General features: G+C 43.6%; 22 protein-coding genes. 7 read left to right on the top strand and 15 right to left on the bottom strand.

The window, feature by feature from the left end:
- Positions 1-4: 4 nt before the first annotated feature.
- From grxC to grpE, 7 genes are all read right to left on the bottom strand, one after another.
- The gene (gene grxC / locus M5J74_RS09045) at positions 5-277 is read right to left on the bottom strand and encodes a glutaredoxin 3 (RefSeq protein WP_015153793.1); all 273 of its coding nucleotides are present in this window, start codon (positions 275-277) and stop codon (positions 5-7) included.
- A gap of 45 nt (positions 278-322) precedes the next feature.
- Positions 323-1,429: a small ribosomal subunit biogenesis GTPase RsgA gene (gene rsgA, locus M5J74_RS09040; RefSeq protein ID WP_250016342.1), complete on the bottom strand. Its 1,107-nt coding sequence runs from the start codon at positions 1,427-1,429 to the stop codon at positions 323-325.
- An 83-nt stretch (positions 1,430-1,512) separates the two neighbouring features.
- Positions 1,513-1,764 (bottom strand): sulfurtransferase TusA family protein, encoded by a 252-nt coding sequence (locus tag M5J74_RS09035; protein WP_106544895.1) that lies wholly within the window; start codon positions 1,762-1,764, stop codon positions 1,513-1,515.
- A complete protein-coding gene (dnaJ, locus tag M5J74_RS09030) occupies positions 1,761-2,894 on the bottom strand; it encodes a molecular chaperone DnaJ (protein WP_192154253.1) in 1,134 nt (377 codons plus the stop codon). Before dnaJ ends, M5J74_RS09035 begins: the two co-directional genes overlap by 4 nt.
- 230 nt (positions 2,895-3,124) lie before the next feature.
- Positions 3,125-5,038, bottom strand: coding sequence for a molecular chaperone DnaK (gene dnaK, locus M5J74_RS09025; protein ID WP_106217497.1), 1,914 nt, complete (start codon positions 5,036-5,038; stop codon positions 3,125-3,127).
- On the bottom strand, positions 5,016-5,165 hold the full coding sequence (locus M5J74_RS09020) for a hypothetical protein (protein ID WP_158265874.1): 150 nt from the start codon (positions 5,163-5,165) through the stop codon (positions 5,016-5,018). The genes dnaK and M5J74_RS09020 overlap by 23 nt, the downstream gene beginning before the upstream one ends.
- On the bottom strand, positions 5,166-5,930 hold the full coding sequence (gene grpE, locus M5J74_RS09015; protein WP_015153788.1) for a nucleotide exchange factor GrpE: 765 nt from the start codon (positions 5,928-5,930) through the stop codon (positions 5,166-5,168). It abuts the gene before it with no gap.
- A 294-nt stretch (positions 5,931-6,224) separates the two neighbouring features.
- Between grpE and M5J74_RS09010 the strand changes: the two genes are divergently transcribed.
- The 4 genes from M5J74_RS09010 (at position 6,225) to M5J74_RS08995 (ending at position 11,499) form a co-directional block, all read left to right on the top strand.
- Positions 6,225-8,234 carry a GspE/PulE family protein gene (locus M5J74_RS09010; RefSeq protein ID WP_015153787.1) on the top strand — a complete coding sequence of 670 codons (2,010 nt, stop codon included), beginning with the start codon at positions 6,225-6,227 and terminating at the stop codon, positions 8,232-8,234.
- A 185-nt stretch (positions 8,235-8,419) separates the two neighbouring features.
- Positions 8,420-9,544, top strand: a complete 1,125-nt coding sequence (locus M5J74_RS09005; RefSeq protein ID WP_015153786.1) for a type IV pilus twitching motility protein PilT — start codon at positions 8,420-8,422, stop codon at positions 9,542-9,544.
- Positions 9,545-9,629: 85 nt separating this feature from the next.
- Positions 9,630-10,859 (top strand): type II secretion system F family protein, encoded by a 1,230-nt coding sequence (locus tag M5J74_RS09000; protein WP_015153785.1) that lies wholly within the window; start codon positions 9,630-9,632, stop codon positions 10,857-10,859.
- Between the two features lie 64 nt (positions 10,860-10,923).
- The gene (locus M5J74_RS08995) at positions 10,924-11,499 is read left to right on the top strand and encodes a hypothetical protein (protein WP_250016340.1); all 576 of its coding nucleotides are present in this window, start codon (positions 10,924-10,926) and stop codon (positions 11,497-11,499) included.
- Positions 11,500-11,586: 87 nt separating this feature from the next.
- On the opposite strand, the gene M5J74_RS08990 is transcribed toward M5J74_RS08995, so the two are convergent.
- A complete protein-coding gene (locus M5J74_RS08990; protein WP_250016338.1) occupies positions 11,587-12,195 on the bottom strand; it encodes a GNAT family N-acetyltransferase in 609 nt (202 codons plus the stop codon).
- Between the two features lie 413 nt (positions 12,196-12,608).
- On the opposite strand from M5J74_RS08990, the gene M5J74_RS08985 reads away from it, so the two are divergent.
- Positions 12,609-13,355, top strand: a complete 747-nt coding sequence (locus M5J74_RS08985) for an isoprenyl transferase (RefSeq protein ID WP_250016336.1) — start codon at positions 12,609-12,611, stop codon at positions 13,353-13,355.
- A 38-nt stretch (positions 13,356-13,393) separates the two neighbouring features.
- Here M5J74_RS08985 and M5J74_RS08980 read toward each other — a convergent pair whose 3' ends face one another.
- Positions 13,394-15,523, bottom strand: a complete 2,130-nt coding sequence (locus M5J74_RS08980) for a TonB-dependent siderophore receptor (RefSeq protein WP_250016334.1) — start codon at positions 15,521-15,523, stop codon at positions 13,394-13,396.
- Between the two features lie 451 nt (positions 15,524-15,974).
- Here M5J74_RS08980 and M5J74_RS08975 point away from each other — a divergent pair, with 451 nt between their 5' ends.
- Positions 15,975-16,433 (top strand): DUF3574 domain-containing protein, encoded by a 459-nt coding sequence (locus M5J74_RS08975; RefSeq protein ID WP_015153780.1) that lies wholly within the window; start codon positions 15,975-15,977, stop codon positions 16,431-16,433.
- Positions 16,434-16,477: 44 nt separating this feature from the next.
- Here the strand turns inward: M5J74_RS08975 and M5J74_RS08970 are convergent, their stop codons facing one another.
- Both M5J74_RS08970 and M5J74_RS08965 read right to left on the bottom strand, forming a co-directional pair.
- Positions 16,478-16,879: a biopolymer transporter ExbD gene (locus tag M5J74_RS08970; protein WP_015153779.1), complete on the bottom strand. Its 402-nt coding sequence runs from the start codon at positions 16,877-16,879 to the stop codon at positions 16,478-16,480.
- The gene (locus M5J74_RS08965) at positions 16,863-17,513 is read right to left on the bottom strand and encodes a MotA/TolQ/ExbB proton channel family protein (protein WP_015153778.1); all 651 of its coding nucleotides are present in this window, start codon (positions 17,511-17,513) and stop codon (positions 16,863-16,865) included. The genes M5J74_RS08970 and M5J74_RS08965 overlap by 17 nt, the downstream gene beginning before the upstream one ends.
- A gap of 373 nt (positions 17,514-17,886) precedes the next feature.
- Between M5J74_RS08965 and M5J74_RS08960 the strand changes: the two genes are divergently transcribed.
- A complete protein-coding gene (locus M5J74_RS08960) occupies positions 17,887-18,231 on the top strand; it encodes a VOC family protein (RefSeq protein ID WP_015153777.1) in 345 nt (114 codons plus the stop codon).
- On the opposite strand, the gene M5J74_RS08955 is transcribed toward M5J74_RS08960, so the two are convergent.
- The 4 genes from M5J74_RS08955 to hypB form a co-directional block, all read right to left on the bottom strand.
- Positions 18,228-19,004 (bottom strand): ABC transporter ATP-binding protein, encoded by a 777-nt coding sequence (locus tag M5J74_RS08955; RefSeq protein ID WP_015153776.1) that lies wholly within the window; start codon positions 19,002-19,004, stop codon positions 18,228-18,230. The two genes, M5J74_RS08960 and M5J74_RS08955, sit on opposite strands and share 4 nt — an antisense overlap.
- A 97-nt stretch (positions 19,005-19,101) precedes the next feature.
- Positions 19,102-19,941 carry an ABC transporter permease gene (locus tag M5J74_RS08950; RefSeq protein WP_250016332.1) on the bottom strand — a complete coding sequence of 280 codons (840 nt, stop codon included), beginning with the start codon at positions 19,939-19,941 and terminating at the stop codon, positions 19,102-19,104.
- 117 nt (positions 19,942-20,058) lie between these two features.
- Positions 20,059-21,099 carry an ABC transporter substrate-binding protein gene (locus M5J74_RS08945; protein ID WP_250016330.1) on the bottom strand — a complete coding sequence of 347 codons (1,041 nt, stop codon included), beginning with the start codon at positions 21,097-21,099 and terminating at the stop codon, positions 20,059-20,061.
- Between the two features lie 251 nt (positions 21,100-21,350).
- A complete protein-coding gene (hypB, locus tag M5J74_RS08940) occupies positions 21,351-22,052 on the bottom strand; it encodes a hydrogenase nickel incorporation protein HypB (RefSeq protein ID WP_250016328.1) in 702 nt (233 codons plus the stop codon).
- Positions 22,053-22,107: the final 55 nt, after the last annotated feature.

The raw sequence follows: 22,107 nt of genomic DNA, 5'->3' as shown, positions 1-22,107 counted from the left end.
TGGCTTACGCTCCTTGAGCCGAGGTTAGCAGCGGATCGAGTTTGCCTTGGAAATCCAGATCGTAAATGTCATCGCATCCCCCAATGTGGCGATCGTCGATAAAGATTTGGGGTACAGAACGGCGACCGTTTGCTCTGTGTGCCATCTGTTTGCGAGCGGCTTCATCACCATCAATACTGTACTCGATAAAATCAACGCCTTTTTTTGCAAGCAGTTGTTTGGCACGAATGCAAAACGGGCAGGATCTCCAGGTGTAGATTTCGACTTTAGGAGCCATAAAAATCTCCAATTTTTTAAGTTAATATTTTTTAAATTTTAGACCCTATTCCTCTGCTTCTCGATATAACTCCTGGAGAGATTGCTGTTGCGTCCGGCGAGACTGGCGGCGATATTTTTTCGTTTCTAGTTTGGGTTCGTACTGACTTTTACCCCGTTTGGTCTTCAGCTTTAAATTCGATTCAGGATTGGCTTGACGAGCTAGCTGTTCTCGATCGGCGATCGCCTCCTCCAACAAGTCCAAATAGTGCTGGTAACGTTCCCAGTCGCCCCGCACGACACAATTCGGTTCGTCGCGGTGCAAGCAATCGCTAAACTGACAACTAGCAACGGCTAAGCGTTGTTTTGCTTCTGGAAAATAGCTTGCTAACTCTTCTGGAGTACAGTCAAGATCGGGTTGGTTAAAGCCCGGAGTATCGGCTAGCAATCCCCCTGTAGGTAATTCAAACAGTTCGACGTGCCGCGTCGTGTGGCGACCCCGCAACAGTTTCCCCGATACTTCTCCGACTCGCAATCCTGCTTCTGGGATTAGCATGTTGATTAAACTCGATTTCCCCACTCCAGAGGGTCCAGCAATGACGGTTATTTTCGCTTGCAGGCGCTGGCTCACTCGATCGACTCCAAATCCTTGATGGACGCTGATAAATAAAGGTTGGTAGCCCCATTTGTTCAAGCGATCGCGCCAACTATTAATCTGCTGGGCTGAGAGCAAATCGCTTTTATTCAAGCACAGACAAATTTCTAACCCCGTAGACTCTGCTTTGACTAAAAACTTACTCAATTGATACGGGTCGAGGTCTGGTTCTGCCAAGGCAAATACCAGCAAAATTTGCTGCGCGTTAGCGATCGCCGGACGATCGAGCTGACTTTGACGGGGTAAGACTTCCCCAATTGCCCCTCGACCACCAGCCCAATCCGGTTCTTCTATGACAACGCGATCGCCAACCATGACTTGCTGTCCTAGCTTTTTCAACCGCGCCCGCCGCGTACACAAGAGAGCTGAGGGAGCTGAGGGAGCTGAGGGAGTAGTTAATTCTGAACCTGGAGCATCTAACCTTACCCAGTAGTAGTTTGCTTGTACTGCTACTACCGTACCCACTAGAGGTGAAGTGTCCTCTATGAGTTGAATTTCAGAATTGTGCAAATCATTCATGCATGACTAACAAACTCTCAAGCTTAGAAAATTAGCAAATAGCCAAGATCGTTGAAACTAATTCCGAATTCCGAATTCCGAATTCACTTAACAGGATGCCTCACCTGAAGCACGAAGAATCCCTGACGTTCTTCAATTTGCTCGATCTGATATCCAGCCATTGTCAAACTATCCGGCACTTGCTCGATTGGTTCGCCTGGGTCTAGCCAGACTTCCAGCAAGCTGCCTGGAGTCATTTTTTCCAATCGTAGCTTAGTGCGAACAAAGTTAATCGGGCAGGGAGTCCCGCGTAGATCGAGTTGAGCATCGGCAGATGACAAAAATGATTGATTCATTTGTGGAACAGATTTCCCAAAAATCCTTCTATACCACCTTTTCCAGTGCGATCGCCCCGAATTTTAGCTAGCTTTTCCAGCAATTCTCGTTCTTCGGGAGTAATGCGGGTGGGAATATCGATTGAGATTGTGATGAGGTGATCGCCTCGACTGACGGGATTACCCAAACGCGGCACGCCGTGATTTTCTAAAGTCATCACGGTGTTTGGTTGAGTACCAGCAGGCACAAGCAATTCAGTCGGACCATCTACCGTATTAACTTCTATGCGGCTGCCTAGAATTGCTTGCAAGTAACTGAGTTTAATTTCTGATAGAACGTTAATCCCGTCGCGGCGAAATTCTGCGTCTTCGTTGACAAAGATGTAAACGTATAAATCTCCTGGCGGACCGTTGCGATCGCCTGCATCACCTTCTCCAGAAATGCGCAAGCGCGTACCGTTGTCAACTCCGGCGGGAATGGTGATTTTTAACTTCTTCGTTACCTGCCTCGCACCTTTCCCGTCGCAAGCTTCGCACTTGTCTTCAATCATCTGCCCCGTACCGTTACACGTGGGACAAGTAGACACCTGCGTAAAACTCCCAAAGGGAGTGCGGGTAACGCGCCTTACCTGACCCGAGCCACTACAAGTCGTACAAGTACGCGGTCGAGTTCCAGGCTTTGCACCAGAACCGCTACAAACTTCACAAGTTTCTAGGTGAGAAATGCGAATTTCTTTCTCCCCGCCAAAGACCGCTTCTCTAAAATCTAACTTCAAATCTAACCGTAGGTCGTCACCACGGACTGGTCCGCTCCGCCGCCGCGTCCCACCTTGAGCGCCCGCACCACCAAAACCGCTAAAGAAGCTTTCAAATATGTCAGCAAAACCGCCAATATCGCCAAAGTCTTGAAAACCTGCTGCCCCAGCACCAGCTGCGACACCAGCTTCGCCAAAGCGATCGTAACGCGCCCGCATTTCCGGTTCCGATAACACTTCGTAAGCTCGGTTGATTTCTTTGAACCGCTCCTCAGCTCCAGTTTCCTTATTCACATCGGGGTGATATTTCCGAGCGAGGCGACGATAGGCGTGTTTGATTTCTTCTTTATCCGCACTGCGGGAAACACCCAGAATTTCGTAATAGTCACGAGCCATAGAGCGCTGCTGGTTTAGTGGTTAGAAGAGGGATGAATCTGTTGCTGTCCTGCGGCGATCGCGTTTCAGCATTAGTTACTAAAGTTCCATAATCACTGTAGACAAATCACCGTACTTTCAACAAGGTGGCAAAACCGATCCTTTTCAGTTATCAGTAGCTAGTGGCTGGTGACTAGAAAAGAGTCTAGCTACTAGCCACTAGCCACTAGCCACTCAAAAATAACAAATGACTACTCCTCAATTGCTTCGTAGTCTACTGCATACGTACTATCGTCTCCAAAGGAAGAAGTGAAGGTGTCGTCCATACCTGATGAAGTAAAAGAGCTACTGCGATTGGCTTGTTCGTAAACGCTGGCTCCTAGAGCAAATAAGTTTTGCTGGAAGTCTTGCAGTCTTTGTTCGATTGCTTCAATAGTGGAAGCAGGATCGGCAAAGGCTGCTTTGAGTACGGCGACTTTTTCATCTGCCTGAGCTTTAAACTCTTCAGTAATTAGGTCTTTATTATCTCTCAAGGTGACAAAATAACTTTGTAACAAGTGTTCTGCTTGGTTTTTCAGTTCGATCAGTTCCAAGCGTTTTCGATCTTGCTCAGCAAACATTTCTGCTTCTTGGCGCATCCGTTCTACTTCACTTGCACTCAACCCACCCGTATTCGTGATCCGCAAGGATTGTTCTCTGCCAGTGCCTTTGTCTGATGCTGCTACTTTTAAGATGCCGTTGACATCGATCTCAAAGGCAACTTCAATTTGGGGCGTGCCTCTAGGAGCAGGAGGAATTCCTGTGAGTACAAAACTTCCCAAAGTTTTGTTGTCTCGCGCCATCGCTCTTTCTCCCTGAAGAACTTTGATTTCCACAGAGGTTTGTCCGTCGGTAGCAGTCGAGAAAATTTGCGCTTTACTGGTGGGAATTGTGGTATTGCGTTCGATAATTTTTGTAAAGACTTCCCCTAAAGTCTCAATTCCCAGAGAGAGCGGAGTTACGTCCAGTAGCAAGACATCTTCGACTTCGCCCCCCAACACTCCACCCTGGATTGCCGCGCCTAGTGCAACAGCCTCATCGGGATTGACCGATCGCTCGGCTGTTCTGCCACCAAAAAAGTTTTGCACGGCATTTTGCACGGCTGGAATGCGGGTGGAACCACCCACAAGAACGATTTTATCGATATCTGGGGGGCGTAAACCGCAGTCTTTGAGGGCTTGCACCATCGGTTCGATCGTGGCTTGGATCAGAGGCAAGACCAACTCTTCAAACTTGGCGCGGCTTAGCTCTTGTTCTAAGTGTTTTGGTCCCGTAGCATCAGCCGTGATGAAAGGTAAATTAATTGTCGTGCTGCCAAGGGTAGACAGTTCGATTTTGGCTTTTTCTGCTGCTTCTCGTAGTCTCTGGAGTGCCATGCGGTCGGCAGTTAAGTCTACACCTTCACTGTCTTGAAAGCAAGAAATCATCCAGCGCACGATACAGTTATCGAAATCGTCACCGCCAAGTTGATTGTTGCCAGAGGTGGCTTTAACTTCAAAAACCCCGTCTCCTAGTTGCAGGATAGAAACGTCAAACGTACCGCCGCCTAAGTCGAAGACGAGAATTGTTTGGTCTCGATCTTGCTTATCCAAGCCGTAAGCTAAAGCGGCGGCTGTCGGTTCGTTGATAATACGTAAAACTTCCAGTCCCGCGATCGTGCCTGCATCTTTGGTTGCCTGCCGCTGGGCATCGGTAAAGTAGGCTGGTACGGTAATTACTGCTTGGTCTACGCTTTCTCCCAAAAAATTTTCTGCGTCCTGCTTGAGTTTTTGCAGGATCATGGCAGAAATTTCTTGAGGAGTGTAGGTGCGATCGCGAATTTGGACATCTACAGTGTCGTCGCGTCCTCTAACGGATTTGTAGGGGACGCGCTGGCGTTCTGCTTGAGTTTCGTTCCAACGCCGTCCGATAAACCGCTTGATACTGTAAACAGTGTTTTCGGCATTCGTGACGGCTTGACGCTTTGCCAACTGACCGATCAAGCGATCGCTGGCTTTACCAAAGCCAACCACGCTGGGAGTTGTTCGTCCACCTTCTGAATTGGGGATCACCAGTGGTTGACCGCCCTCTAAAATGGCAACACAACTGTTCGTTGTCCCTAAGTCAATCCCAATAACTTTTCCCATATTCAGCAGTAAGGTGGCTTTTATTGATGTAGCGTCGTCCCAGATCGCGATCGACGCAGTAAATTGGCTCTACGATATATTTCCCAGAATTTGTCTCAATGCATTCACTCCCAAGATATTTTTTCACTCAACTTTCTGTAACTTCGGGTGGAGTTTCTGCTACTACCGTTTCTGACGGTGTTTCTTCTGGGGCAGTAGCTACTTTTACCAAAGCATGACGCAACACGCGATCGCCTAAGTAGTAACCCCTGACCAATTCTTCAATCACCGTGCCTTCAGGGTACTCGCTTGTTGGTTCTCTCATGACCGCTTCATGTAGGTTCGGGTCAAACTCCTTGCCTTCAGGTCGCATTGCCGAAACACCTAGCCGCTTGAGGCAATCTACCAGTTGCTTGTATACTCCCTGATAACTTTTGTGAAGATTCATTTCAGCATCGGTTTGCGGTTTGAGCTGCGCTCTTGCCCGCTCGAAATTATCTACCACAGGTAGAATTTCTTGTAGAGTATTCTGTTTAATCTTTTGCTCTAAGTCTTCTTTGTCTTTGAGCGTGCGTTTGCGAAAATTTTCAAAATCCGCGCCCATGCGCATGTATTGACTGGTACGCTCCTCCAAGCTAGCTTTGAGTGACTCGATCTCCCGCTCCTTTTCTAACAAAGCAGCTCGATTATCGGCTTCAGGCGCGGTGGAGGAGGTATCAGGCTTTTCTACTTCGACTGGATTCTCGTTCGATGCAACGTTAGCATCTCCCTCTGGAGCGTTTGCCTGTGTTTCAAATTCTCCGAATGCATTTGAGTCCATTGTTTTGGTTGTGACCTCGTTCGTTGTTTGCTGTGTTTGCTGTTGTGGTTCTTGGTTAGTTGCGTATTCCGTTTGCTTTTCTTCGTCAATCATTATGTCCCAATCCTAAATCCTAACAACTGTGTAGCTGTGGAAGAGGCTAGAGATATGAGGTTTACTCCAGCCACTAACCTTCAGCTTGTGCGCAAACTTACCTCTTCTAGGATGCAATAATTGCAGGCGCAGTTGCACGGGGAATACAGTCATCAGTGACTAGTGGCTAGTGGCTAGTGGTTAAATGCTTCTGAACTCCGACTTCTTCTGCTTCTCGCCTCTGTAATATTTCTCTTGAGATTTGGGAACACTCTATTTGGGAATACTTGATTATGCAAAATCTTAGTAGCGATTATGTCTTACTCCTCTTCAATGCAGCGGCGTGCCTTAATTGTCAAAAATGACTTGTCTCCTTTTGGCAACAAAGTAGTTGAGACTGGGTATGTCAGTAAAGAGCAGATGAAGCAGGCTTTAAGCGAAAGTCGCTCGACTGGGCGATCGCTACCGGAGATTTTAGAAGCTATAACTGGACGACAACTGCCACCAGACTTAATTAGACAATATAAAAAACAACAGCTATTCGAGCTAAAAATTCTCTACGGTGTAGAGTTTCTCGATCCAGAAATCAATCAGATTGGCACAAGTCAAGTCGGCGAGTTGATCGATTCTTTGATCCCGATTGATATTTGTCGTCGCTATCGGCTGCTACCTATATCAAAAAGTGATGAGCCTCCGTCCATTTTGATCGCAATGGTCGATCCAGATAATTTGGATGCCCAAGATAATTTAAACCGTATTCTTCGCCCCCGCGATATTGGATTGCAAAGGACGGTCATTACACTAGAAGACTTCCAAGAACTTCTTTCTAAATATTTAGATGAAAATGTAGAAAAACAAAAACAACAGGCAGACAATCAAAGAAATAACGCTAATGCCGTCGATTTCACTGTAGAGTTAGATGGACTTGATTTACAAGATGCACCAGAGGAGGGTGACGCAGATTTAGGTGCATCTCTCAAAGATGCGGATGCTGCTCCTGTAATTGCCCTAGTGAATAAAATTCTGATCAAAGCGTTACAAGAAAAAGTTTCAGATATTCACATTGAACCCCAAGAAGAGTACTTGCGCGTCCGATTTCGTAGAGATGGAGTATTGCGGCAGGCTTTTGACCCCCTACCCAAACAAATTGTTCCTGCTGTGACAGCTCGATTTAAAATTATTGCTGAATTAGATATTGCCGAACGACGCGCACCCCAAGATGGTCGTATTCGCCGCGTATTTGAAGGACGAAAAGTTGATTTTCGCGTCAATACCTTACCCAGTCGTTACGGGGAAAAAGTTGTTTTGCGGATTTTGGATAACTCATCTACCCAACTTGGGTTAGACAAATTAATTAGCGATGTAGAGAGCCTGCAAATTGTGAGGGACTTGGCAAGTCGTCCGTTCGGACTGCTGTTGGTTACGGGTCCGACGGGAAGCGGTAAGTCGACCACTCTATACTCAATTTTGGCAGAACGCAACGATCCAGGGGTAAATATCAGCACCGCTGAAGACCCCATTGAGTATTCTCTACCAGGAATTACGCAAGTCCAGGTGATTCGAGAAAAAGGAATGGATTTTGCGTCAATTTTGCGGGCTTTTCTACGACAAGACCCAGACGTAATTCTAGTTGGTGAGACACGGGATAAGGAAACGGCAAAAACCGCTATTGAGGCAGCACTGACGGGACACTTAGTATTGACAACTCTGCACACTAATGATGCGGCTGGGGCAATTTCTCGTTTAGACGAAATGGGTGTAGAACCATTCATGGTGTCCGGTGCGCTGCTAGGGGTTGTGGCTCAACGTTTGATGCGGCGCGTCTGTTCTGATTGTCGCATTCCTTATACTCCCAGTGCCGATGAGTTAGCTCGGTTTGGACTGGCGAGTTCTAAAGATGTCGAACTCACGCTTTACAAAGCTAAATCTTTGGAGTTAGAAGAAATTCAAGCCGCTAAGGCTAAAAATCAACTTTGCTCTAAATGCGCTGGCGTTGGATATAAAGGGCGTTGTGGCGTATATGAAGTTATGCGCGTTACAGAACGACTACAAAATTTAATTACTGAAGGAGCGCCGAGCGAACGGATTAAAGAAGCAGCCGTAGAAGAGGGCATGAAAACGTTGTTAGCTTATAGTCTGGAGCTAGTGATGCAAGGTAACACGACTTTGGAAGAAGTAGAGCGCGTCACTTTCACTGATTCTGGTTTGGAAGCGGAACTGAAAGCAAAACGTAAAAGTTCATTAGAGTGTAAAACTTGTCATGCAGAGCTACAACCAGAGTGGTTTGAGTGTCCTTATTGTATGACTCCACGATTTAGTGACTAGACAATCGGTAATGGCAAGTCAAAAGTTGTAGGGGCGGGTTTTGACCAAAAATTTTCACTTAAGGTTGTCAACCTATTTGCTAAACCCGCCCGCACAAAAGTCAAAACGAACAACCACCAATTACCAATTGCCAATTACCAATTACCAACTACCAATTACCAACATAACTTTCAAGGAGATTAACTATGGAATTAATGATTGAAGACTTAATGGAAGAAGTTATTAACTCGGGTGGTTCGGACTTACACATTTCAGCAGGTTTACCGCCATATATCCGTATCAGTGGAAAGTTGACTCCAACGGAACACGAACCACTAACAGCAGAACAGTGTCAAAGACTAATTTTTAGTATGTTAAATAATACCCAGCGCAAAACTCTAGAACAAAACTGGGAACTTGACTGTTCTTACGGGATTAAGGGACTAGCTCGCTTCCGCGTCAACGTCTATAAAGACCGAGGTACGTATGCCACCTGCTTGCGAGCGCTAGCCTCCAAAATTCCCAGCATGGAAACCTTAAATTTACCCAGTATTGTGCGGGAAATCTCGGAAAAACCACGAGGATTAGTCTTGGTAACGGGACCAACTGGATCGGGTAAGTCTACTACCCTAGCGTCCATGATTAATAATATTAATACAACGCGGGCGGAACACATTATCACAGTTGAAGATCCGATTGAGTTTGTCTACGAACCAATCAAGAGTGTGATCCATCAGCGTCAAGTTGGAGAAGATACAAAAAGTTTTGCTAATGCTCTTAGAGCAGCTTTACGGGAAGATCCAGATGTAATTCTGGTAGGCGAAATGCGTGACCTAGAAACAATTCAGTTAGCGATTTCAGCAGCGGAAACAGGACACTTAGTATTTGGTACACTACACACGAGTTCTGCGGCTCAAACTGTTGACCGGATGGTAGATGTATTTCCTCCAGAACAACAGCAACAAATTCGCGTCCAGTTATCTAACTCACTTGTGGCAGTATTCAGTCAAACTCTCGTATCTAAAAAGAACCCTAAACCAGGCGAATACGGTCGAGTTATGGCTCAGGAAATTATGATTGTTACCCCTGCTATCTCTAACTTAATTCGTGAAGGAAAAACAGCTCAAATTTACTCGGCAATTCAAACTGGAGGAAATTTGAGTATGCAAACATTGGAAAAAGTTTTAGCAGATCAGTATAAAACTGGTCTAATTTCGTTTGAAGCAGCAATGTCTAAAACATCTAAGCCAGATGAATTACAGCGCTTGATTGGTAATACTCCAGGAGTCGGTGCAAAAGCTGGTATGAGAGCAGGTACTTCTATGCATTAACTAATTCTTAGAAAATCATCTGTAGAGATATATAGTTTGTATCTCTACAACTTCCATATTCTCTATCTCCTAAAAGATCTAAGACATGCCTACATTTGTTGCTCGCGTTCGTGATGCGAAAGGAAACGCTAAAAAAGAAAAAGTTGTTGCTGACACAATAGCAGCAGCACGTTCTAGTTTGAGATCGAAAGGTCTTTTTATTCAAGAACTAAAACAAGCAGAAGAATTTAAGTTGAGTGGTAATCTCAGCTTAGCACCGCTCCAAGCAGCTCTTGCAAAGGTATCTGTTAAAGATAAAGCTGTTTTTTCTCGTCAGTTTGCTGCCCTAATTAACGCAGGTGTAGCCATTGTAAGAAGCCTGGGTGTAATGGCGGAACAGTGTACTAACCCAAAACTGAAAGGAGCTTTAATTGACATTAGTTCTGATGTACAGCAGGGAATGAATTTGTCTGAAGCAATGCGGAAACACCCAGGTTGTTTCGATTACATGTATGTCAGTATGGTACAAGCTGGAGAGGTCGGTGGTGTTCTTGATGAAGTCATGAACCGATTATCTAAGTTGTTGGAAGATCGCGCTCGACTACAAAACCAAATTAAATCTGCTTTAACCTATCCTATTGCAGTTGGAATTATAGCCGTACTAATTTTTCTTGGTATGACTATATTTCTCATACCTATTTTTGCTGATATTTTTAAGCAATTAGGAGTAGAATTACCAGAACTGACCAAATTTATGTTGTGGATCAGCGCAGTTCTTAGAAGTCCAAGTGCGATAATTCCTGTAGTAGTTTTTATTGGTGGTAGTTTTGTTTATCGACAGTATTACAAAACTCGGCTGGGTCGGGAGACCATTGACCGAATTTCTCTGAAAGTTCCATTGTTTGGTGACTTAATTCAAAAATCGTCTGTAGCCCTTTTCAGTCGTACTTTTGGTGCTTTGACTCGTTCAGGAGTACCAATTTTAACTGCTCTGGAAATCGTTCGCGATACGGCTGGCAATCAGATAATTGCTAATGCTGTAGATGCAGCGCGTAAAGAGATTCAGCAAGGAGGAATGATTAGTTTAGCATTACAAAAAGAACGAGTTTTTCCCGTGATGGCAATTCAGATGATTAGTATTGGCGAGGAAACGGGTGAACTGGATAGTATGTTAATGAAAGTTGCTGATTTCTATGAAGATGAAGTCGAGCAAGCTGTTAAAGCCCTCACTAGTATTATTGAACCAATTATGATTGTAGTTTTAGGTGGTATGGTTGGGGGAATTCTTCTCTCGATGTACCTACCCATGTTCAAGGTATTTGAAAAGTTGGGTTAAGCGAATCGTTAGTAGTTAGCGACCTCTCTTGACCATTAACTACTAACTATCTATCGAATAAATTATGAATGTTAAAAAAGCTTGTTATGAAGAGTGCTTGGCAGAGTATAGCGATCGCCTAGCAGCGATCGCCTTACTGAAGCAGCATCGTCCCTATTTAGAAATGCTTCCAAGTTTGCGCCGTCCTTATGAAAGTGTCATTCCGATTCCTCTACCTATAATTCGGCTGCGAAACTCTACATCAACTAGTAAAGAACGTCAAGCAATCAAAGTTACAGAAACGACTCTGTTACCCTGTGATATCGCTTTTCTCATGTGCGATCCAGAGTGGAAAATTAAAACTGGAGTAGAAATTTTTCTATTTATTTATCGTCCCAATGAAGATTTTTCCGATTTCTTAGGACGCTGGCGACAAACCCAAGTGTTATTAGATAAAGAATACGAGTGGATTATGCCTCTTCCTTATCAACACATTTTTAGTGAAGGAGCGAATAGCATTTATCCGCTATTTATCATTTTTCCTGAAACTCCAGAACGGATTAAACGGGGTTTACAAGGAGCTAGTTTACCTTTTATCGATCGCATTCCAACTTCAGTAGAAGATCTAGAAGAGGCATTTCCTGACAATCCGGCTAGATGAAAGGAGACAGCAATGAAACCAGAATAGATAAAAGTAGGGGCGCACAGCTGTGCGCCCCTACAAATATATTGTAATCAAATGCGATCGCTATCGAGGTAAAAACCATTGCATCATCTTTGCGATCGCGACTAATACAATTAAACTAACTAAACATGATTGCACGATTTGCCAACAAGTCTCTGCTTGTCGAGAAGGCAATTGCTGTTGGCTAATTGTTGCCACTAATTGCTTTTGCATATCAACACAAGGAACCCACTCTCTACGAGCAACCATCATTTGAGTGGGATGTAGAATTTGATAGCCGCAAGCTTGATAAAAAGGTACAGCCGTAATAGAAGCTTTCACAAATAACCATTGCCATCGCCGAAATATAGCTTCTCGTTCAATCGTCTGTAATAAACGTCTACCAATACCTTGTCGAGTCCATTTTGGATGGACGTACATTGCACTTACCGTACCCTGCATCAAAGCCGAAAACCCTACAATTTCTTCGCCATACTCTGCTACTAAGACAACATCACCCCACGATTTTGTTCCATACACTTTTTTATCTTCTAGCAGAGCTTGAATTTGTGCAGGGTTATAATCAGCCGTACAAAGTTGCTGAATTGACTGACTATGCAACTGGATGATTCGATCGCGATCGCTAGTACGAGCCTGACGAATAGATATTTCTACTGGGGATGTTTCTTGCATTGAGATTCATGCATTCAAATTTGTGCGTTTAAAAGTGTGGTAGGTGCATTAGCCTTAATAATCTTATTTTTCCCGTCTACTACGTGGCGATCGCAATTATGTCCTTAGTCGCTTAACTGTGCATTTGAGTTCCGACTTTTCCGACTTCCCCGACTTAGGTTTACCGACTGTAACCGACTGACAACTATTTTTTTTACTCCTAAACTATGAGAAACAGAGCCGGGGTATTCTCCTTGATTCTCAAGCTCGTATCAGTAGGTGTATCTACATTTCCTAGATTGAAACAATCTCACTTCTCAGGAATCACACAGTAGATTATGTAAATTAATGCAGGAATCAACAACCTGAAATAAAGCTTGGCAGAAACTGACAATTTTCTTTGCGCCTCTGCGTCTTTGCGCGACATTATATCTATGAACTCTATACAATCTGAATTACCTACCGCTCTCGATCCGCAAAAATTACCCAAACACATTGCTGTAATTATGGATGGTAACGGACGCTGGGCTACCAAAAAAGGATTACCGCGTGTTGCTGGGCATCGTCAAGGAGCAAAAGTTTTAAAAGAACTACTTCGCTGCTGTAAAGATTGGGGAATTGAAGCACTAACAGCTTATGCTTTTTCGACCGAGAATTGGCGACGACCTATACAAGAAGTCGATTTTCTCATGTTACTGTTTGAGCGACTATTACAACGCGAATTAACTCAAATGCAAAAAGAAGGAGTACGAATTTCTTTTATTGGAGATTTGTCAGTCTTACCTAAGTCTTTGCAAAGAGAAATAGAACGAGCGATCGCTTACACAATTCATAACACAGCTATTCACTTTACTGTAGCTGTGAATTACGGTAGCCGCAAAGAGATTGCTCAAGTTTGTCGGCAAATTGCTTTACAAATTCAACAGCAAGAGATTGAGATTGACGAGATTAATGAAAACTCAATTGAGAAATATCTTTACACTGCTGGAACTTCTCATCCAGATTTATTAATTCGTACTAGTGGAGAAATGCGATTGAGTAATTTTTTATTGTGGCAAATGGCATATACAGAAATTTATTTTACAGATATTTTGTGGCCTGACTTCGATCGCAGTGCCTTTCATCAAGCTTTACTCGCTTATCAAAACCGCGATCGTCGTTTTGGTCAGATTGCTTCCTAATTTTTGAGCGGTGGGCAATGCCCACTACTCTACAACGACTAGAATTTAGAAGAAATACCAATTCGATAGGTTAAACCAGGTTCGTAGATTCGATTGGATTTTTCGTAGGCGCGATCTGCTAAATTTTCTAGATAGACTGTTAATCCCAAGTTGCTTGTAATTGGGATTCGCGCCCCTAAATCTAGACTCAACCAAGAGGGAGAGAAATCGGTATTGCTATCACCCGGGTTATTAAAAAAAGCTCGTCGCGCTCCACTATAATAGCTGGCAAATAAATTAACTTCCCATCCTCCCGATTGATAACCTAAACCGATTTGTCCTACGGAATAGGGAACTAAACCAAGCTGTAATCCTTCTTCAATTCCCGACTTAATTTTTGCATCGGTATAAGTATAGTTGAGAAAAGTTGACCACTGCGGATTAATTTGCCATTTCAATGCTGCTTCTAAACCATTAGTATTAACTAATCCAATGTTCGTCCACCGACCTGCTTGAATGCCCAAGCGATCTGTTAAGCTACTGCCGAAATAAGTAAACTGTCCGGTTAAATTCTCGGCAAATTTGACATCAACTCCTGCTGTCCATGAAGAACCTACTTCTGGTTCTAGATCTGGGTTTGGCAACCAATTATGTACCGTGTCGTAAACGTATAGTTGATCGATACCAGGATCGCGCTGTACTGATGCCCAACTTCCCCGTAAAGCTACACCTGGACTCATTGCCCATCGTAGCCCAACGCTAGGATTTAAATAACTACCAAACTCGCTAGTAAAATTTTGTCTCAATCCTAGATCGGCTTGAAAATTATTGGTAATTTTCCAGGTATTTAAAGCAAATAATGCAGTTTGAAATCTTTCTCTTTCTTCTTCTTCATTTAAGTTGACTCTATTCGGAGCCGTACTTAAAACATCACCATTTAAAAAGTCATTTTTGACATCTATGCCCCAGCGTAAATTATTACTAGTGTTAATTTTCCAATCGTGTTCTAATCTTGCAGTTACAGCTTGAGAATTGAGCGTTCCCGTACGATAAAAAATGTTTTGTGTAGGACCGTAGGTATTGAAATAATCTTGATTGTAGGCGACTGTAGCTCTAAGAACGGAATCTTTTCCATTGCCTAGCAGAGTTTTCCAAGATAAACCAATGTTAAAAACATCGTGGTCTAAGCGATCTCTTTGCAGGGGAAAACCAAAGTACAACAAACCGCGACGACTGCTAATTTTATATGCATCTAAACTGAGAGTATTGCGAGAATTGAGATCGAGACTGAGGCTACCAAAGTAGTTACTAGTTGCAGTATCACCGTTAAATAAACGTCCATCTGAATCTCGATTTGCTGCTCCTTCAGGGACGCGATAATTGTTCTCAGCATCGTATTGTTCAAAACCAAGACTATATTTTAAATTCCCACCACTGCCACCATAACTAATACGATAGTTATCTTGGTCATAAGAACCGTATTCTACTAAACCGTTGAGCTGGGGAATCTCAGAGCCTTGCTTAGTAACAATATTGACAACTCCGCCAAACGCTTGCGAACCATATAAAGTAGAACTCGTACCACTCGATAATTCTACTCGTTCGATAGACTCTACAGGAATACTATTTAGATCGGTAGCGCCGTGGTAAGTGTTAACATTAGACCCGATCGGTCTACCATTGAGTAAGAAAACTGACTGGTTGATCGAGCTTCCTCGATAATATGTTCCCGTATGAATATCTGCGCCAAAACCTGCATCATTAATTGCAAATCCTGGTAGATTGCGTAAAATTTCTGCAACACTATTCGGACGTTGTTTCTCAATTTCTTCTTTAGGAATGATGTAGACGGGACTTGATGTTTCAGGAATTGTCTCTCTTTTTCCTTCAACCTCGATATAAAGTTCATCAGTGTCCTCAATAGCAGGTTCTTCTACTTCAGAAGATATTGATTGTGCCACATCTATTGTTGGTGACGCTCGTTGCGTTAACCATATAGCATCAGTAGAAAACTTTTCTCGTTGGCTCAAGCGTGGTAGTTTTGGTTGTGAATTACTTCTCGCTTGATGCAGTTTCAGCTTTAGCGCGATCGCATTTTTTTTTCTATCTTCTAGTTCATTTGCGAGTGCAGCAGAGCCTACGGTTAAACTCAACAATACTGTAGGCAATAACAAAATTTTCAGTCCCATCTTCCTCAATTTGCCACTCTCATGCTTTTCTTATAGTTTCAGTTATGTCTGAGGCGATCGCATTTATCAAAAAATATCGGCTAAACGCACACAAACATACACGCAGGCTTGATATTTAGCCGCGTGGTTGAAACATTCCTCTAATTTGCTTGTTGTTTTTACGGACAAAGTGCGTTTGCACTTATACCAATCATGGCGATCGCAGTTGAATTTAGTCAAAAGACAAGCTGTCATACTTTGTCATTGGTCATTCGTCATTGGTAAAGACAAATAACGTCAGCTTCAGTAAAAAGATAAGTGTAGGCGATCGAGAAAAAACAAAGACTAATTTTTGTAATAACGTATTACAAAAAGTTTATATATATCTAAAACTTAAGGCGTATATCTGAAGTATTAGTTAGCAGCCATTACAAATAGATCGTCGGACTAATTCAACAAATTGAGGATAGAAATGAATATTACCTTACTTACCAGACGCAAAATTCTAGGTGCGTTTTTTCTGTCTGGCTTGTTGTTAACAGGTTCAGTTAGCTACATACATCAAGTTAGCGCTCAAACCCCAGCAGCAGAAACTACTACCAACAGCGAAGCATACGTTAGAGAAGAGTTGTATTTTGGGCGATCGCAACCCGGAGGAGGAGAAGTCACGGAAGAACAATGGCAAAAGTTTGTAGATACTGAAGTGACACCTCGTTTTCCCGATGGATTAACAGTAGTAGATGCCTACGGTCAGTTTCTTAACAGTGCTGGAATTCTAGCTAGAGAAGATTCTAAAGTTTTAATCTTGCTCTATGTCAGTACTCCAGAACGAGAAAGATCCATTCAGGAAATTATCGACGCTTATAAGTCAAAATTTCAACAAGAATCGGTTTTGCGCGTTACAGACGTACCCGCAAGAGTTAGTTTTTAATCGGCGATCGGTGTAGAGACGTTACATGTAACGTCTCTACACTGTTATTCTCTCTGCGTGGCGATCGCCAGTCTTGCGTTTGGTAATTGCCTCACCACATCCATCACGGATACAACTTGTCCGTGGTTGACTGATTTATCGGCATTGACTATCACGAGTGCCTCTTGGTTTGGCTGTGCTAGCTGTCGTAATTCTCCATTGAGTGCTTGGAGTTGAGTCGGCTTGCGATTGACAGCGAGTTGACCTTTGGCATCAATTGTGATTGTAATGGGTGCTTTTGGTTGCGTTTGAGCTGATTGTGACTGGGGTAAGTTGACTGACAACCCCTCAGAACGAGTAAGAAATAAGGTTGACATGATAAAAAATGTCAAAATCGCGAAGATTACGTCAATCATCGGCACGATGTTAATCTGTGCTTGAATTTCTGGCTCATCTTGCAGACGCATAAGTTTCTCCCCGTTCGTAAAGACGACGATAGAGTAGTTCTAGCTGACCACCATACTCTTGAATTGATGCCATTTGCCGCACGTACAATCCTCGAAATGTATTGGCAAATAGCAGCGTAAAGATAGCGACTACCAAGCCGGAAGCTGTTGAAACCAACGCTTCGCTGATCCCACCCGTGACTCCAGCGGTTTGGCTAGCCCCAACATTGGCAATGTTGAGGGACGCGAAGGAGGCAATCAAACCCAAAACCGTACCGAGTAGACCTAATAAGGGTGCAATGCTAATGATCGTCTCAAAGATAGTGTTAAATCGCTTCAAGACAGGAATTTCTGCTTGTGCTTCACTTTCTAGGGCAAGGCGAAACTCTTCAGGTGTGGGACGTTCGAGTTCTAAGGCAGCGAGAAATATGCGTGCCATAGGCAAGTCGGCATTTTGCTTCAGCCTTTCGATCGCGGTGACGACATTTTCTAAACGGTAGAGGTTTAATACCTCACGGATGACGCGACGCTGGCGCTTATTTATCCGTACCCAAAAAATTGCCCGCTCGATAATTAGGGCGATCGCTAAGATGGAAAATCCGAGCAGGGGCCACATAACCACGCCGCCTGCGGTGAACAGTCTGTTGAATAGCATGTATTGTCTCTGCAATTACAAGTAATTTGTTGCTAAAGATTCCTATCTACTGCAAGTCATTACAGTATTTTATCGGGTAGAGTCGCAAAAATAGATCGAGTCAAGTAGAGGAAAAGTAAATCTTTATTTTTCATATCAGTTCTGACATCATCTAAACTTGTCGGATACTCATCCCCAAAGTTGTGATGCTAAAACCTTGCACAACCAGACGAGCAGCCTTAACGAGAATTAATAGGATTTGTCAGCTATCAGTGTAGAGACGTTACATGTAACGTCTCTACAAAGCGATCGGTCAACCAATAACCATCAACCAACATTTATACATTTAAATGTTGCAAGATCGATAAGGAACTAACTTTATCGAGGGAATTTCATGACAGCACAGTTTAAGCACGTCATGTTGATGGTGACGGACGTTCTAGCAACGGTGAAGTTTTATCAAGAAGGATTAGGACTAAAAGTAAAAATGGCAAGCCCTGGATGGGCAGAATTAGATGCTGATGGCACGACGATCGCGCTACATGCTGCGGAGAGTCAAGCGCACACGGGGAATTCTCCGATTTTGAGCTTTCATGTAGACGATGTTTATGGGGCGATCGCCAATCTAGAAAATATGGGTGCTAAACTCGAAGGGCGCGTCCGAGAACCTTCTTTTGGAAAGGTCGCCGCCATGCGGACTCCTGACGGACATTTACTCAGTTTACTTCAACCCGCTTAAGAAGCCACAGCCAGGGCTTCCTGTGAGTGTCCCCGGAGTAAATCCATCAATTCGTCGCAGTAGTCGTGGAATATAGAATGACGCTTGACGGTGTGGGTGCGTTCGGGGAGTTTAATTGAAATCTCTTTTCTGACCGTACCAGGACGAGCGCCGAGAGCGTAGATCCGATTTGAGAGGAAGACAGCTTCTTCCACATCGTGGGTGATCGTGAAAATGGTGATGTTGGTACGCTGCCACAGATCCAGCATGAATTCATGCATGGACTCTTTAGTGTGAATATCTAAAGCACCAAAAGGTTCGTCCATCAGTAATACTTTAGGTTCCGAGGCGAGAGCGCGGGCGATCGCTACCCGTTGTTTCATTCCACCAGATAACTCCTTGGGTAGAGATTTGGCAAACTTAGTCAGTCCAACTACGCTGAGATAATAGCTAGCTCGTTCTCGCCGTTCCCGTTTTGACCAGCCTTGAAGTTTGAGTCCAAATTCAGCATTTTCCTGTACGTTCATCCAAGGGTAAAGCGTGTAGTGCTGAAACACCATACCCCGATCTGGTCCTGGTCCTTGAACGCGCACGCCATCGATTTTCACTTCTCCCGCTGTTGGCAAATCGAGTCCGGCAATCTGGCGCAGTAGAGTAGATTTACCCGAACCCGATGCACCCACAGCACAGATAAATTCACCCCGCTCGATTGACATATTAATGTCTTTGAGGACTGCCAACGTTCCCGATTTTGTCTCGAAATTTTTATGGAGTTTGGTGATTTGTAGATACATGGTAATTGGTAATTGGTAGTTGGTGAGTAGCTAGTGACTGGTGGCTAGTGGCTGGATTCTTTATCTAGTTACTAGTCGCCAGTCACTAACCACTAATTCATCTCTTCTGACTTGCCCACTTACAAGAAACGCGCAGGAGCCATTGGAATAAGAGGTCAAAAGTGAGTCCGATGATTCCAATGACAATTAAGCCGACAAAAATTTCATCAGTTCTGAGGAATCGACCCGCGACGCTGATTCTACGTCCCAAACCTTCGGTTGCAGCAATTAGTTCTGAAACAATGACTAATTGCCATGCTGCTGCAAGGTTAATTCGACAAGCATCAATGATTCCTGGCAAAACATGAGGAAAAATAACTTGAGTCAGTGTCTGCCAGCGATCGCCACCTAGAGTATAGGCAGCTTCAATCAAATCTTTTGATACAAACTTGACCGTATCCATCACCATTAAGGAGTTGAAGAAAAACACGCCGATGAAAATTAAAGTGATTTTCGGTTCTTCTCCAATTCCTAAATAGAGAATGAGCAAAGGAATGAAAGCAGGCGCGGGCATGTAGCGCATCAAACCAAATAATGGTTCTAATAAGGCACGAATACTCGCAAAACTGCCCATCAACACCCCAACTGGAATCGACAACACGACTGCTAGCAAAAACCCTACGCCCACTCGCCAGAGACTTGCTACAGTATCCTTCAGCAGTTCGCGAGTCCTCCACAATCGCCCAAATGCTTCGAGTACCTTAGCAGGCGAGGGTAGAAACTTGGGGTCTACGTTACCAAATGTTGTCACCAGCCACCAAATCAGCAACGGTAATCCGATAGAAGTCGCAACTAGTAAGGTGTTTAATGGTCTGGGAATATCTTCAGCCAACCGCCAAAAAACCGTCGGGCTAAGCGTTTTTGGATTAGATGGGGGACGCATCGAGCCTGTGTTCATATTGAAAAATTACAAATTGGGACAAGGAAGTTTCAGGAACTTCAGGAACAACTACCAACTACCAACTACCGATTCTCTACACCCTTTCTTCACTGATAACTGCTAACTGATAACTGGTCACTGTTTCTTGGCGTATGCTTTTACAAAGCGATCGTCGAAGAGTTTAGTTAGGTCTGGTTTTTGTTTAGCTAAGCCGACTTCTTCAAGAAATTTAGTCATTTCTCCGGCTGCATACATCAGCGAAGTCATGTTGTTACCTGGTTGAAAGGCTTTGAGGTTTTCTTCCACAGTAAATATCTTGGTTCCTTTGGCGTATTCTTCATATTCTGCAACGCTAACCCCGGCACGTTTTGCCATAATTTCTGTTGCTTTGGCTGGTTCTTTTTGCATGTAATCGAGAGTAGCGAACCAGGAATCGACCATTGCTTGCACTTTTTCGGGACTTGCTTCTAAAAACTGACGGCTGACAACTAGATGGTCGGGAATTGCTCCAGGAAATTCTTTGGAACTAAAGAGTTCTTTACTGCCAGGACGCTTTAAGGCTTGAGTGGTAAATGGTGCAAACACTGCAACTGCATCTACTTGTCCACCGACAAAAGCGGCTGCGGCTTGTCCTGTTTCTAAGGGGACAAATTGGATGTCTTCTGGTTTCATGCCTGCTTTTTTCATTCCTAATAACAATAGGAAATGATCTACAGCGCCTTCTTCTGCGGCAACTTTTTTGCCTTTCAAATCGGCAATTGTATTGATACCTTCGCGAACGATGACCTTATCGTTACCTGTAGAGTTGTCGTTAACGAGTACGACGACTTTATCTGCACCACCGGAAACGGCACTGATTGTATCGTTGAGCGTCTGGCTATTGGCATTAATTTGTTCGGTTGTGAGAGCATTAATAGATTCTAAATAGCCGTCAAACCATTTCAAATTGACTGAAGCTTTGTTTGCTTCAAAGAGTTTTTGCTCTTGGGTAACTTGCCAAGGAAGCCAACCAGGCCACGCACTGAATCCCAAGCTAGCAGCGTTAGGAGCAGCATCACCAGAAGCAGCAACATCGGTGGTAGTGGTAATATAAACGGCGGGATTAGTGCAACCTGCTGCGATCGCCAGACCGATGACAAAAAGCAAAATTGATTGAATTACCGATCGCAGTTTCATTGCTTTTTCTACTAAAAAGTGTATTTACTGACGCGATCTTTCAGCTAAAAATCTTACAATCTAATACGCTTTAGACTAACGGAGTAAGTTTTTTTTATCCGTTACTTTTGCTACACTTTTTAGAGAATTTGAAGCTTTTAGTTATTTAATATTTTTCTAAAAAAGTTGGACGGTTACAGCAGAAACTTCGGCATATATTAAGTATGCCAAAATTTCTATTTTTAGATTTAAAAACTAATATTTTCTCTTTTCTAATCTCTGATTCTACTGACCTCTAGCTCTTTTTTAGCAATTTGCGATCGCACCCAGTCAAACCATACTGCTAAACCCTCTCCCGTCTTCGCCGATACGGGAATAATCTTCACGTTTGGGTTAATTTGACGTACATTTGCCACTATTGTGTCAATGTTCATATCTAAATGGATTGCTAAATCGATTTTGGTAATGAGCAAGCAATTAGCTTCGCGAAACATGACTGGATATTTCAGCGGTTTATCTTCTCCTTCCGTAACACTTAGTAGAGCAACTTTGGCGTGTTCGCCTACTTCAAATTCAGCCGGACAAACTAAATTTCCAACGTTTTCTACTAGGACTAAATCGAAATCAGCAGGATTGTATTGATGTTCTAATTGATGAATGCCACCTGCCACCATTTTTGAGTCTAAATGGCAAGAACGTCCAGTATTAATTGCGATTACAGGTACATTGTATTGACGCAGGCGATCGGCATCCAATTCAGTAGTCATATCACCTTCAATGACAGCAATTTTGAGATCGTCTTTTAAAGCTGCCAATGTTTTTTCGAGTAATACTGTTTTACCAGCGCCAGGGCTACTCATAACATTGAAACAGGTAATTCCCCACTCATCAAAATGGGTGCGGTTGTGGTCAGCTCCTTCCTGATTGGCATGGAGTAAATTAATCCCGAGGGCAGCGTCAAATGTTTGGTGCATAACTAGGGGTGTGGGGTGTGGTTAGGACAAGGGAGACAAGGTAGACAAGGGAGAG

Origin of the sequence: Chroococcidiopsis sp. CCNUC1, from assembly GCF_023546805.1 — a bacterium.
Taxonomy (GTDB): Bacteria; Cyanobacteriota; Cyanobacteriia; order Cyanobacteriales; family Chroococcidiopsidaceae; genus Chroococcidiopsis; species Chroococcidiopsis thermalis.
Note: the sequence above shows the minus strand (reverse complement) of the source record. Positions and strands in the feature narration are given on the sequence as shown.

Coding starts and splice junctions, on each gene's coding strand:
- M5J74_RS08975 (WP_015153780.1), top strand. CDS start 15,975: ATGAATATTACCTTACTTACCAGACGCAAAATTCTAGGTGCGTTTTTT.
- M5J74_RS08970 (WP_015153779.1), bottom strand. CDS start 16,879: ATGCGTCTGCAAGATGAGCCAGAAATTCAAGCACAGATTAACATCGTG.
- hypB (WP_250016328.1), bottom strand. CDS start 22,052: ATGCACCAAACATTTGACGCTGCCCTCGGGATTAATTTACTCCATGCC.
- M5J74_RS09010 (WP_015153787.1), top strand. CDS start 6,225: ATGTCTTACTCCTCTTCAATGCAGCGGCGTGCCTTAATTGTCAAAAAT.
- grxC (WP_015153793.1), bottom strand. CDS start 277: ATGGCTCCTAAAGTCGAAATCTACACCTGGAGATCCTGCCCGTTTTGC.
- M5J74_RS08965 (WP_015153778.1), bottom strand. CDS start 17,513: ATGCTATTCAACAGACTGTTCACCGCAGGCGGCGTGGTTATGTGGCCC.
- M5J74_RS08960 (WP_015153777.1), top strand. CDS start 17,887: ATGACAGCACAGTTTAAGCACGTCATGTTGATGGTGACGGACGTTCTA.
- M5J74_RS09000 (WP_015153785.1), top strand. CDS start 9,630: ATGCCTACATTTGTTGCTCGCGTTCGTGATGCGAAAGGAAACGCTAAA.
- grpE (WP_015153788.1), bottom strand. CDS start 5,930: ATGATTGACGAAGAAAAGCAAACGGAATACGCAACTAACCAAGAACCA.
- dnaK (WP_106217497.1), bottom strand. CDS start 5,038: ATGGGAAAAGTTATTGGGATTGACTTAGGGACAACGAACAGTTGTGTT.
- M5J74_RS09035 (WP_106544895.1), bottom strand. CDS start 1,764: ATGAATCAATCATTTTTGTCATCTGCCGATGCTCAACTCGATCTACGC.
- rsgA (WP_250016342.1), bottom strand. CDS start 1,429: ATGAATGATTTGCACAATTCTGAAATTCAACTCATAGAGGACACTTCA.
- M5J74_RS08950 (WP_250016332.1), bottom strand. CDS start 19,941: ATGAACACAGGCTCGATGCGTCCCCCATCTAATCCAAAAACGCTTAGC.
- M5J74_RS08990 (WP_250016338.1), bottom strand. CDS start 12,195: ATGCAAGAAACATCCCCAGTAGAAATATCTATTCGTCAGGCTCGTACT.
- dnaJ (WP_192154253.1), bottom strand. CDS start 2,894: ATGGCTCGTGACTATTACGAAATTCTGGGTGTTTCCCGCAGTGCGGAT.
- M5J74_RS08980 (WP_250016334.1), bottom strand. CDS start 15,523: ATGGGACTGAAAATTTTGTTATTGCCTACAGTATTGTTGAGTTTAACC.
- M5J74_RS08985 (WP_250016336.1), top strand. CDS start 12,609: ATGAACTCTATACAATCTGAATTACCTACCGCTCTCGATCCGCAAAAA.
- M5J74_RS09005 (WP_015153786.1), top strand. CDS start 8,420: ATGGAATTAATGATTGAAGACTTAATGGAAGAAGTTATTAACTCGGGT.
- M5J74_RS08955 (WP_015153776.1), bottom strand. CDS start 19,004: ATGTATCTACAAATCACCAAACTCCATAAAAATTTCGAGACAAAATCG.
- M5J74_RS08995 (WP_250016340.1), top strand. CDS start 10,924: ATGAATGTTAAAAAAGCTTGTTATGAAGAGTGCTTGGCAGAGTATAGC.
- M5J74_RS08945 (WP_250016330.1), bottom strand. CDS start 21,099: ATGAAACTGCGATCGGTAATTCAATCAATTTTGCTTTTTGTCATCGGT.